Origin of the sequence: Butyrivibrio sp. ob235 (assembly GCF_900109475.1) — a bacterium.
Taxonomy (GTDB): domain Bacteria; phylum Bacillota; class Clostridia; order Lachnospirales; family Lachnospiraceae; genus Butyrivibrio.
In genome coordinates this window covers 1-11,970 of record NZ_FOBE01000005.1, presented here as the reverse complement: position 1 = coordinate 11,970, position 11,970 = coordinate 1, and the positions used below count along the sequence as shown (strand labels likewise).

The following is an 11,970-nucleotide window of genomic DNA, read 5'->3' as shown; positions in this document are numbered from 1 at the left end:
AAAATAGTTGAAATGTTTAGATAATAATAATATAATTTAGAATAATATAAAATAGTTCAGCAAATAATGAAAGTGATAATAGTGATTAACTTTATAAATTAACTTATGAATTTTAAAAATGTGATTAACTTATTAGCTGAACATTTTGAAACAAAAATTATTTATGTTTTGTGGGAAAGGTATTATGAGCAAGGAAAAAGAGCTTAAATATAATGAGCCATGGATTTTGCAGAGAGCTGATCCATATGTTGTTAAGGCAGATGACGGCTTTTACTATTTTACGGCGTCTGTACCTGAATATGACAAAATAGTGCTTAGAAGATCAGAGACACTTGCTGGCATTGCTGATGCAGAGGAACACACAATCTGGAAAAAGCATGACAGTGGAATAATGAGTAAGCACATCTGGGCACCCGAACTTCATAAGGTTATGGGCAGATGGTACATATACTTTGCGGGCGGTGAGACCCAGGATATCTGGAAGATAAGACCTTACGTGCTTGAATGTCAGAGCGATGATCCCATTGCCGGTCCCTGGGTGGAAAAAGGTAAGATGAAGTGCGCAGAGGATGATGAATTCTCCTTCAGAGCCTTTTCGCTTGATGCTACTGTTTTTGAGCATAGAGGCAAGTGGTATTACATATGGGCTGAGAAGGTTGGCGTCGGCAAACAGATTTCAAACCTGTATATCGCAGAAATGAAGAGCCCTTATGAGCTTAAGACAGTTCAGGTTCTTCTTACAACTCCCGATTATGACTGGGAGAGAGTTGGCTTTTGGGTCAACGAAGGCCCCGGCATTTTAAAGAGAAACGGGAAAATATTCATGACCTATTCAGCCAGTGAGACCGGTGTTGCATATTGCGTCGGCATGTTAACAGCCGATGAAGACGCAGATCTTCTTGATCCTAAGTCATGGACTAAGGAGAGATATCCTGTGCTTAAGAGTGATGCAGAAGCTGTGGTTTATGGCCCCGGTCATAATTCATTTACTGTAAATGATGATGGCGAGGATGTAATGGTATATCATGCACGAACTGAAACTGAGATAGAGGGAGATCCTCTGTATAATCCTAATCGCCATACTATGTTAATGAAAATCAGATATGACGAAAAGGGATATCCCATCTTTTCATGCAGATGAGGATATAAATAAGAGGAGCACAAAATGCATTCAACTAAATATATAAACTATGCGGCAATTGCTCTTGCGACAGCAGCTTTCGCGGTTTCTGCAAGTTGCTCCAAAGGAACTGGAGAATCGGACAAGGTGGAAACGGTAGAATCGGCAGATAACAGCAATTCATCAGATAGCAGCAATCCTGAAGCCAAGGTGGAGAATGATGGTATGACAGATAAAGCTGAAACCAGCATAAAGACAGGAGTTTATAAAAATGCCGTTTGTTGCCATGACCCTCAGGTAATCCTGGCGGATGGTACTTACTACATGACAGGAAGCCATCAGGTTCTTGCAAAATCGGATGACCTTAAGTCGTGGAGCTACATAGGCAACGGTAACAATGTTTTTGATAATCTCTTTTCAGGAGATCTCGATGCATTTAAATATGTCGGGAAAAATGAGGAAGGTGGCTATTCCGTATGGGCAGCCAACACCTTCTACAATGAAACAATGGGAAAGTATGTGATGTATTTCTGCACTACTTCTTCCTATATTAAGTCAAATCTCTGCATGGCAGTATCGGATGAACCCGGAGGGAAATATACATATACAGACACAATCCTGTATTCCGGTTTTACTAGCTCCCATGCTGCTGAGACAGATATTTATGACGTCCTTGGAGAAGACGCTGATCTTTCAGAATATTTAAAGCTTGGAGGATATGATAATAACAAATGGCCCAACTGTATAGACCCTGCAGTTTTCACAGATGAAGATGACCGCATGTGGATGGTATACGGCTCCTGGTCAGGTGGAATCTTCCTTTTGGAGCTTGATCCTGAAACGGGGAGGCCTATTCATCCTATTGAAGAAGCAGCAAAGGGCGGAGAGGATGCGCCTGATCCTTACTATGGCTACAAACTTGTAGGTGGTGGACACCACGCTATTGAAGGTCCTTATATTACATATTCCAAGGAAACCGGATACTATTACCTTTTCGTATCCTATGGAGGACTTACTTCAAATGGTGGATATCAGATAAGGCAGTTTAGAAGCGAAAATTCCACAGGACCATACGTTGATGCAGCCGGTAACAGGCTGGGAGATGAAGAAAACTACATGAGCTATGGCCTTAAAATGATGGGGAATTACAGTCTTCCCAGTTTGTCGGTGACATACATGGCTCCCGGTGGACAGTCTGTTTTTCAGGATGAAAATGGCGAATACTACATAGTTTATCACCAGCGCTTTGATGATGGACAGGAATTCCATGAACCCAGAGTACATAAGCTTTTCATGACAAAGGACGGCTGGTTTACGGCAGCGCCCTTTGAGTACACAGGCGATGAAGGAATGTCTTCAATAAGTGAAAAAACGGATGTAACCCCTGACATGTTAAATGGTACATTTTATCTGTTGAATCATGGTCTTGATGTTAATGAGTTTGTAAATAAGCCCGTAAAATGCACCTTTGAAAATGGCAGTATTACACCTGATGAAGGCGGCGAAATGACCGGTGGAACTTATGCTATAAATAGTGGCGAGCCTTACGTGACTATTACAATTGACGGAGTGGAGTATGAAGGCTGCGCTTTTACCATGACAGATGAAGCCGGAAACAGCACTTTATGTATCTCTGCAAAGGGTAATGATAACAAGACAATATGGGCTGTTAAGTATCTGCAATAGGCATTGGTAAATTATAAGAAGGCTATACTATAGTGTTGTGGCCATGGATTATGGCAGTGAACACATAATAGCAATATTGTAAAGAGAATTCAGCAATTATTGATAAGTTTGTTTGAATATACAAAAACTATTTTACAAATTTGTTAAAAACAACAAAAATGTAAAATGTTTTACAAAAATCTAAAATAATTGTTGACGTTCTAAATTTGTTTGTTTAAGATTACTATATAAGTTAATCACTAACTGAGGATTTTTAGGAGGATTTAACATGAGAAGGAAGTTTTTAGGTATTGCAATGGCAAGTGTAATGGGGCTTAGTGCTCTGACAGGCTGTGCTACAACAACAGTTGAGGAAGCTGGAGAGGCTGAGAGCACAGAAGCTAAGACAGAGGAAGGTAGTGGAGCAGAAACTGCAGACGCAGGAGATGCAACAGAAACTGCTGATGCAGCAGAGGCTGAGAGTACAGACGGTTCTTCAACTGACTCACTTACAGGTAACGGAGATAAGACACTCCATGTATTTCTTTACATGCAGGAGCATGAGAAGAAGATTTACGAAGAGCTTGTAAAGCAGTTCGTAGATGAGCACAAGGACGAGATCAAGGAAGTTGTTTTTGAAGTAACAACTCAGGATGAATACAATCAGAAGATGATTGCTAACATGACAGCTAATGATATGCCTGATGTATTCTATGTAGGACCTTCAGCAGTTCGTTCTTATGTAGATAATGGATATGTTCTTCCTCTTGACGATTATGTTGATGCTGACATAATCGGAAGCGTATGGGGAACAACACAGGAGATTTACCGTTATGATGGTAAGAATGTTGGAAGCGGTTCACTTTACGCACTTCCCAAGGATCTTTCCTGCTTCGCATTTGCTTACAACCAGGATCTTTTCGATGCAGCAGGTCTTGAGTATCCTGATCCGGAAAAGCCTTATACATACGATGAATTCATAGAAGTTTGTGAGAAGCTCACAATTGATAAGGATGGTGATGGAGAGATTGACCAGTGGGGTGTAGCTAACGCTGATCAGTTTGGTATGACTCCTTTCCTTTATTCAAACGGAGTTAAGTTCCTTAACGATGACATGACTAAGGTTAACGTTGCAAACAATGAGCCTCTTAAGGAAGCGCTTACATTCTATACAGACCTTACAAAGAACGGTCTTACACCTTCAGTTGAGCAGGATACAGCTCTTGGTGGATACCAGAGATGGCTTGATGGACAGGTTGCATTCTATGCATGTGGAACATGGGACGTTGCAGCATTCATGGATGACGCTACATTCCCTTACAAGTGGAACCTTTGCGGATGGCCTGTAGGACCTTCAGGTGACGGAAGATCACACACATGGATGGGATCAGTTGGTTACTGTGTATCTGCAACATCTGAGAATCCTGATCTTGCAGCACAGCTCGCAGCTAAGCTTTCAACAGACGAAGAAGGTCAGAAGGCTGTATCAGGTATCACAACTGGTGAGTCTATCCAGCTTCCTAATATCACAGAGCTTGCTTATGGTGAGTTCAAGGATGCTGTAAACAGCGGCAAAGTTCCTTATGCTTCAAATGTAGATGTAATCTTCGGATATTTTGATGGTAATGATCACTATGCAGCAGCACTTCAGGAAACAGATTACACATACAATGCTGAGTGGTTCACTCCTTTCTGGTCAGGTGTATTCAATATCAAGAATGGCGATATCAGTGTAGAGGATTATTTACAGCAGGTTGAGCCTGAAATGCAGGAAGCTCTTGACGAAGCAATCGAGCTTCAGAATTCTGCGACAAACTAATGGGTTATCATTCTAGCCCCTTCACAAATGAAGGGGCTGGATTTTTAAGGAGTATTTTTTTATGGCATCAAAAAAAGTAAAAGTTCAGATGTCTGCGATGGCAAAGAGAGAAGAACGCTGGGCGTGGCTCTTTATTGCGGCTCCGTTCGTGGGGTTCATGCTTTTTATGGCATATCCAATTGTGTTTGCCCTGATTGCCAGTACAAGCAAATGGACAGGCATTAACTCACTATGGGGTAATATTGTAGGCCTTAGAAATTACATCAAAATCTTAAATGACGCAAAATTCTGGAAAGCTATGGGAACCACTATCATTTATATGATTGGGATCCCGATTGGGATGATTCTTGGAATTCTTGTAGCTATGGGATTGAACAGAAAGATTCCCGGAAAGAGATTTCTCACTACAATGTACTATGTACCGGTTGTTTCTTCACTGGTTGCTGTGTCAATTCTCTGGGCTTGGGTTTTCAACTATGACTATGGTCTTTTAAACGGAATCTATAAGGCACTCACCGGTCTTCATGGTCCTAACTGGCTCGGAGATGAGCTGATGGTAAAAATATCCCTCATCATCTTCATGGTATGGAAGGGACTTGGAGGCACAATTATCCTGTATCTTGCAGGACTTCAGAACATTCCGAGAGATTATTATGAAGCAGCAATGATCGATGGCGCTAACAGCTGGCAGAAGTTTAAGAGCATCACACTGCCGCTGCTTTCACCTGTTACATTCTACGTACTTATTACTTCACTTATTGGAGGATTCCAGGTATTTGTAGAAGTGCAGGTTATGACACCTTCAGGTGGACCGAACTACAGTGCAGCAACAGTAGTGTTCTACCTGTATGAAAAGGCGTTTACCAACGGTCAGCTCGGCTACGGTAGTGCAGTAGCAGTAATTCTTGCGATTATCATATTCATTATCACTGCCATCAATTTTTGGGGACAGGATAAATGGGTAAAAACTATAGATTAAGGAGGTGTGACAGATGGAACTTGCACTGAAAGCAAAATCAAATGCGAATTCAGACTCATCAAGAAGATCAAAAGCAAACGCAAAAGATTACCAGAGTGATCGCGTCACATCTTCGAAAGAGAAGGTCATGAACGTGGTGATCTTCATAGTTCTTTTTCTGTTTGCAATTACAATGGTGTTTCCGCTTATTTATATGGTAGCAACATCATTTATGACAAAAAATCAAATATTATCAGGATCATTGACACTATTTCCGAATCCTATTCTTATAGGAAAATATAGTCAGGTTCTCAGCAAAGGACAGTTTATCTCGGGAATTATCAATACTGTTACGGTTGAGATCCCGGTTTTGTTAATCGGTGGATTTACATCATCGCTTGCGGCATTTGCATTTGCAAAGATGAACTTTCGCGGGAAAAATGCACTATTCCTTGCGCTTCTTGCAACAATAATGATTCCTTTTGCGGTTGTTATGATTCCGCAGTATGTATTGTTTACAAAGCTTGGATGGACTAATTCACTGGCTCCGCTTATCATCCCTGGATGCTTTGGCAATGTCAGTATGATATTCTTCCTAAGACAGAATTTGTACAGCATACCGACAGAGCTTATGGATGCAGCAAAAATCGATGGCTGTAACTACTTTGAGATATACTACAAAATATTCCTGCCTCTTATGAAGGGTGCTCTTGGAACACAGCTTATGCTTTGGTTTATGGGAATATGGAATGATTATCTTGCACCTACGATTTTCCTTAGAAGTGAGAAACACTGGACATTGCAGGTGGTTATCAGATCCTTTAATTCGTACTATGCAATCCAGAGTGATTATGCGCTTATTATGGCGGCTTCGGTAATAGCAATGCTTCCTACACTGGTATTATTCTTCTTATTCCAGAGAGTTATCATTGAATCTATTGCTATAAGTGGTATTAAATAAAATTTTGATTAATAAAAAGCTTCCCCAATTAAAGCCTTCCCCTTGGGGGAAGGTGGCACATCGATTAAAGCCTTCCCCTTTGGGGGGAAGGTGGCACGAAGTGCCGGATGAGGGGAAGCTCTTTTTTTTATGCCTCAGTAGAAATAGGACTGTAAGCAATCTTTACATTTATATCCTGACTGTAGTTTCCGAAAGTCTTACCAAATATTGTCAGACCGCCCACATGCTCAGTGTCTTCGGGAACAGCCATTTTAAACTTGATTGAACTTTTGCTTGTCAGATTGAAGTGATCAATGTTGATGTCTGAAATCTGTAAGCCATCAATAAAAGTACCACGATGATTTATCACCAGCATTTTAAGTAATCCATACTGATTCCAATTGGGGAACCACCAGTCCGGAGTAAAGATACCCTTCACATCACCGAAATCTCCGGGTGAAATCCATTTTCCAAGAAACTCATTATTGAGATAAAAATGAATGTCTGAAGGCCACACATTATTAACGCCGGGAGCTTCACTTGAAAGCTCTGCAGAGATACATATCTCATCTATTTTCTGATTGAAAGGAATAAAGTTTGGAACTACATATTCCACATGTCCCTTTGTGAACCAGAGAATATCTGCATTGTAGCGATCGGGATGAGAGAAGTATCTGGTGTCATCCACCTCACCGATAATATTGGTTGAGGATGCAAGACCGCAGGTAGGAAAAACTTCGTAATCAGCGAATTGTCCAACCTTGATGTCTGCAGTATATATATTTTCGTTCTTTTCTTCGTCCTGAATATCTATAAGAATTTTGTCTACATGAACAGAGCAGATTTTCTGATTACCATGTCCGTTTGTCTCGTTGCTGACAGTAATCATACCGCATTCTTCAAGCTTTCTTATATGGCTTGTGAGCGCACCATTGGTAATATTAAGCCTGCTTGCGAGCTCATTCATGTTCATTCCGTTTTCTTCCAATAGAATTTTGATGATTTCGATTCTGACATCAGATCCCAGAGCCTTGAAGAGGTCGAGCCCTTCTGATAAAGATTTAATATGAAGCATGACTACTCCTTTAAATAAAAGTAAAATATTTAACAAAAATATAATATCACAGAAAGCAGCTAGCTTTCAATAAAATAAAAATCGATGTTTGGCTTTGTTTTCATAATGGAAACAGTTAAAATTAAAAGAAAACAGGAGGAGATCACATGAACGAGAATATTACAAAGAGAAACGAACTGCTGGCTCAGAAGGTAATAAAAGGTCTTGAATCAAGAAATATGAGCGGTTACTACGCAGCTACAAGAGAAGAAGCTGTAAAGAAGGCTCTTGAAATCATTGAGGAAGGCAGCACGGTTACCATGGGCGGAGCGATGTCGGCTCACGAGATAGGACTTGTAGATGCTGTGAAAAACGGAAACTACAACTTTATCGACAGAGATGCTGCTACGGATAAAAGAGCTGCAATGCTTGCGGCTTATGATGCGGATGTATTTCTTTCAAGCGCAAATGCAATGACAGAAGATGGCATAATAGTGAACATTGATGGAAATTCTAACAGAGTATCCGCTATAGCCCAGGGGCCTAAAAAGGTTCTCTTTATAGTAGGAATGAATAAAATCTGTGACGATCTTGACGGCGCTATGAAGAGAGCACGAAATGTGGCAGCTCCGATTAATGCTCAGCGTTTTGGACTCTCCACACCATGTGCAAAAACCGGTGCATGCATGGATTGTAAATCTCCGGATACAATTTGCTGTCAGTTTTTGATTACTAGATTTTCAAGACATGAAGGCAGAATACATGTAATTCTTGTAAACGATATTCTGGGATTTTAATTTGCCGGATTTGAATAGAGGCTCATAACATGACACGAATAGATGAAAAAATTAAATTCCTGGAATCATCTGAAAAACCGCTGTCTGCAGATATATATTTTATAGAAGGAAACGAATATACATATATTATAGATGCAGGCAGCAATGATGCAGCATTTGAGTATATAAACAGCATCGATAAAAAGAAAATTATCATCACTCATTTTCATCAGGATCACTGCGAAAACATGAATCGAATCAATATTTCCGACGATAATCTTTATGTTGGAAAACACACCCGGAAAACTATAGGAAAAGGAACGATAGTTGAAACAGAAATAAAAATAAACGACGGAATTAACATAAGAATTCTACCTATAAAAAACAGTCATGCAAAAGATTCTCTCTGCGTGGTTGTTAATGATGAGTATCTTTTTCTGGGTGATTCCTTTTACAGCAGCACAAAGGGATACAACGTATCGCTATTGCATGATGAAATAGCACTTCTTGAGAGTATAACTTTCAGCAAGGCAGTCCTTAGTCATGATAACACGATTCACGACCGAGACTATGTACTTGGAAATCTCAAAGAAATTTTTGCTCTAAGGCAAAAGAGTCAACCATTTATCAGCAATGAACTACTAAGGAAATATGAGTAATAATATTATGAAAAGACCTTTGACTAAGATGCTTGTCATCTTACTATTTGTTTGTGGTTGCAGTAAAGAACATACGGTGACTCAAAAGCAGCCTGAATCTGTGAATCAGGAAAATCTGGAAAATACAGAAAAACCATCAGAGAATAGTGACGGGCAAACCAGACAATCTGAGCAGGAAGAAGTAGAGATAGAAACAGTAGAGGCAGAAGAGACAGATCAACCGGACAAACCGGATCAATCCGATCAATCAGAGGCTCAACCTGCGGAAAATACCCTGACACTTTGCATGGTTGGAGATATTTTGCTGCACACACCTATAGAGGAGAGATCACGCGACGATAACGGAACTTACGATTTTGCACCCATATTTTCAGAGATGAAGGATGATATCTCATCTTATGATATTGCGGTTGTTAACGAGGAAGTTATCATAGGCGGTGAAGAACTGGGCATAAGCGGATATCCTGCTTTCAACGCTCCTTATGCTATAGGAGATGCCCTTGTAAACTCCGGCTTTGATGTCATATGCCATGCAACAAATCATGTACTTGATAAAGGAAAAAGCGGTCTTTTAAATACCTGCAACTTTTGGAACGAAAACTATCCGGACATAACAGTCATAGGTATAAACGAGGCAGCGGAAGATAAAGAACGTGTAGATATTATAGAAAGAAACGGAATCAAAATCGCGCTTCTTAATTATACATACGGAACAAATGGCATCTCGCAGCCTGCTGACATGCCGTATGCAGTTGACCTTCTGGAGGAAGATAAAGTCATAAAAGATCTGGAATATGCGGAGCAAAATGCCGATTTTACTGTTGTATTTCCGCATTGGGGTACGGAGTATCGTCTTACCCCGGACTCGTCACAGCAAAAATGGACAGGAATATTTGAGGAGCATGGAGCAGATCTTGTCATTGGAACGCATCCGCATGTTATAGAGCCTATTGAGTTTATTGACGACAAAATGCTTGTCTACTATTCTTTAGGCAATTTTGTAAACTGGACTTCCGGAACAGGTGAAGGGACCACCAACAGAATGGTTGGCGGAATGGCAGGTGTTACCATAACAAAGGACAGTGATGGTGTTACTTCCATATCTGATTATGGAGTAAAGGCCCTTGTCTGTCATGTGTCAGATGAAAAAGGCGGAATCAGGGTTTTTCCGCTGCGAGATTATCCCGAGGAGCTTGCAGCAGTAAATGCAATAATTGCACAGGACAGTTCCTTTTCAAAAGAAAAGTGCATAGAGCTGTGCAATGAGGTATGGGGAGATAAATGGGACTGATAGTATAGTCGGATTGGAGAATGAGATTAAATTTATGGTGGATATTTTTGGAACACTAGGACCAAGCTGTAATGATGAAGCAACGCTAAAAGCTATGTTTATGGCAGGCATGACAGGGGTAAGAATTAATTTGTCACACGTTATGCTAAGAGATAATGAGGAACTGCTTAATTTTGTAAAAAGGGCTGCCGAATCTGTATGTATAGATCCCAAAATCCTTATCGATCTGCAAGGGCCTGAGCTTAGAATCGGCAATCTTCAAAAAGAAATAAATTTATGTTCCGGAGATGAAATACCGGTTAGGTGTGAAGGCTATCATGGAGTAATCTCTGATGTTATCCCTCTCGATAAAAGAATATTTGAAGAGATGGAAGAAGGAGATGAGATACTTCTTGATGACGGGAAGATACTTGCCGGAGTAGAACATAGGAGCAACAATGAGGCAATACTCAAAATAATCAGAGGCGGAATACTTAATAGTAGGAAAAGTATTCTGATTAAAGGAAAAACAATTCTGATGCCAACACTTACATCTGATGATATTAGCAATATCAGTGACGCAGTTAAGCTCGGGGTGACCGGTGTCATGCAGCCTTTTGTCAGGAACAGGCAGGATCTTCAAATACTTAGAAAAACATTGGATGATGCAGGTGGAGATAAAATAGAGATATACGCCAAAATCGAAAACATGGATGGCGTTGGAATGCTTCCGGATATAATGGATGAATGCGATGAGATAGTAATTGCCAGAGGCGACCTTGGAAATGCGATGCCTCTTTGGGAGCTGCCGTATGTACAGAAGCGTATATCAAAAGAATGCCGAACCAGATCAAAACGTTTTATGGTAGTTACCCAGATGCTGGCATCGATGGAACACAGTCCCATTCCAACCAGGGCAGAAGTAAGCGACATTTATAATGCTGTTGCGGATGGAGCATCCTCTGTAATGGTTACGGGAGAGACTGCGATCGGTGAATATCCGGTGGAAGTAATTGAATTTTTATCAAAAACAGCATTGCAATATGAAAAATCCAAGAAAATATAGAGATGTTATTACGTGAAAACTCAGTATATATCAGGGGATATGGGAAACGCAAAAATTTTTTTTGATTTTTTGAAAAAAAATTCAAATTTATTGTTGACACTATATAACCTTAGTGATATATTAAATATCGCTGCGGCGCACGGCAGTAAACAAAAAGCCCGCGAGCCCAGTATTTATCAGCACTTTGACAATAAAATAGTAATGCAACCCTGAAAATTCCAAAAAAAGAATATTCAGAGAACAAAACAACCTAACTTAGGTAAAAACGGACAGAACAAAGCCAAGCAATGTTCTGGCCAGAGAGAACTTGATTGCTGAGACCCGTAAGGGTTTAGGTAATAGATTTAAACGTGAGAGTTCGATCCTGGCTCAGGATGAACGCTGGCGGCGTGCCTAACACATGCAAGTCGAACGGAGATTTGACGCTGCAGAGACTTCGGTCAAAGCTTGTTAAATCTTAGTGGCGGACGGGTGAGTAACGCGTGGGCAACCTGCCTCGTACTGGGGGATAACAGTTGGAAACGACTGTTAATACCGCATAAGCGCACGGTATCGCATGATACAGTGTGAAAAACTCCGGTGGTACGAGATGGGCCCGCGTCAGATTAGCCAGTTGGCGGGGTAACGGCCCACCAAAGCGACG

10 protein-coding genes and 1 rRNA gene are annotated in these 11,970 nt (G+C 40.6%); 10 read left to right on the top strand and 1 reads right to left on the bottom strand.

Translation table 11 applies throughout. The features are described from left to right. Nucleotides 1-184 precede the first annotated feature (184 nt). The 5 genes from BMW61_RS05865 to BMW61_RS05845 all read left to right on the top strand — a co-directional run bounded on the left by BMW61_RS05865 (nucleotide 185) and on the right by BMW61_RS05845 (nucleotide 6,523). Nucleotides 185-1,141, top strand: a complete 957-nt coding sequence (locus BMW61_RS05865) for a glycoside hydrolase family 43 protein (RefSeq protein ID WP_026499001.1) — start codon at nucleotides 185-187, stop codon at nucleotides 1,139-1,141. A 24-nt stretch (nucleotides 1,142-1,165) separates the two neighbouring features. Further along, a complete protein-coding gene (locus BMW61_RS05860) occupies nucleotides 1,166-2,806 on the top strand; it encodes a glycoside hydrolase family 43 protein (protein ID WP_091820308.1) in 1,641 nt (546 codons plus the stop codon). Nucleotides 2,807-3,074: 268 nt separating this feature from the next. After that, entirely contained in the window at nucleotides 3,075-4,604 is a 1,530-nt protein-coding gene (locus BMW61_RS05855) for an ABC transporter substrate-binding protein (protein WP_091820306.1), read from the top strand. Nucleotides 4,605-4,665: 61 nt separating this feature from the next. Continuing rightward, nucleotides 4,666-5,583 (top strand): carbohydrate ABC transporter permease, encoded by a 918-nt coding sequence (locus tag BMW61_RS05850; RefSeq protein ID WP_022763130.1) that lies wholly within the window; start codon nucleotides 4,666-4,668, stop codon nucleotides 5,581-5,583. 13 nt (nucleotides 5,584-5,596) lie between these two features. Further along, nucleotides 5,597-6,523, top strand: a complete 927-nt coding sequence (locus BMW61_RS05845) for a carbohydrate ABC transporter permease (protein WP_091820305.1) — start codon at nucleotides 5,597-5,599, stop codon at nucleotides 6,521-6,523. Between the two features lie 127 nt (nucleotides 6,524-6,650). Here BMW61_RS05845 and BMW61_RS05840 read toward each other — a convergent pair whose 3' ends face one another. Then, nucleotides 6,651-7,577 carry an ArsR/SmtB family transcription factor gene (locus tag BMW61_RS05840; protein WP_022763132.1) on the bottom strand — a complete coding sequence of 309 codons (927 nt, stop codon included), beginning with the start codon at nucleotides 7,575-7,577 and terminating at the stop codon, nucleotides 6,651-6,653. Between the two features lie 146 nt (nucleotides 7,578-7,723). Between BMW61_RS05840 and BMW61_RS05835 the strand changes: the two genes are divergently transcribed. The 5 genes from BMW61_RS05835 to BMW61_RS05810 form a co-directional block, all read left to right on the top strand. Beyond that, on the top strand, nucleotides 7,724-8,353 hold the full coding sequence (locus BMW61_RS05835; protein WP_022763133.1) for a lactate utilization protein: 630 nt from the start codon (nucleotides 7,724-7,726) through the stop codon (nucleotides 8,351-8,353). Nucleotides 8,354-8,382: 29 nt separating this feature from the next. Next, nucleotides 8,383-8,991, top strand: coding sequence for an MBL fold metallo-hydrolase (locus BMW61_RS05830; protein WP_091820303.1), 609 nt, complete (start codon nucleotides 8,383-8,385; stop codon nucleotides 8,989-8,991). 7 nt (nucleotides 8,992-8,998) lie between these two features. Then, on the top strand, nucleotides 8,999-10,282 hold the full coding sequence (locus BMW61_RS05825) for a CapA family protein (RefSeq protein ID WP_242876648.1): 1,284 nt from the start codon (nucleotides 8,999-9,001) through the stop codon (nucleotides 10,280-10,282). 34 nt (nucleotides 10,283-10,316) lie between these two features. After that, on the top strand, nucleotides 10,317-11,327 hold the full coding sequence (pyk, locus tag BMW61_RS05820) for a pyruvate kinase (RefSeq protein WP_091820302.1): 1,011 nt from the start codon (nucleotides 10,317-10,319) through the stop codon (nucleotides 11,325-11,327). A gap of 346 nt (nucleotides 11,328-11,673) precedes the next feature. Further along, nucleotides 11,674-11,970 (top strand): 16S ribosomal RNA (locus BMW61_RS05810); the annotation flags it as partial.

Coding starts and splice junctions, on each gene's coding strand:
- BMW61_RS05865 (WP_026499001.1), top strand. CDS start 185: ATGAGCAAGGAAAAAGAGCTTAAATATAATGAGCCATGGATTTTGCAG.
- BMW61_RS05860 (WP_091820308.1), top strand. CDS start 1,166: ATGCATTCAACTAAATATATAAACTATGCGGCAATTGCTCTTGCGACA.
- BMW61_RS05855 (WP_091820306.1), top strand. CDS start 3,075: ATGAGAAGGAAGTTTTTAGGTATTGCAATGGCAAGTGTAATGGGGCTT.
- BMW61_RS05850 (WP_022763130.1), top strand. CDS start 4,666: ATGGCATCAAAAAAAGTAAAAGTTCAGATGTCTGCGATGGCAAAGAGA.
- BMW61_RS05845 (WP_091820305.1), top strand. CDS start 5,597: ATGGAACTTGCACTGAAAGCAAAATCAAATGCGAATTCAGACTCATCA.
- BMW61_RS05840 (WP_022763132.1), bottom strand. CDS start 7,577: ATGCTTCATATTAAATCTTTATCAGAAGGGCTCGACCTCTTCAAGGCT.
- BMW61_RS05835 (WP_022763133.1), top strand. CDS start 7,724: ATGAACGAGAATATTACAAAGAGAAACGAACTGCTGGCTCAGAAGGTA.
- BMW61_RS05830 (WP_091820303.1), top strand. CDS start 8,383: ATGACACGAATAGATGAAAAAATTAAATTCCTGGAATCATCTGAAAAA.
- BMW61_RS05825 (WP_242876648.1), top strand. CDS start 8,999: ATGAAAAGACCTTTGACTAAGATGCTTGTCATCTTACTATTTGTTTGT.
- pyk (WP_091820302.1), top strand. CDS start 10,317: ATGGTGGATATTTTTGGAACACTAGGACCAAGCTGTAATGATGAAGCA.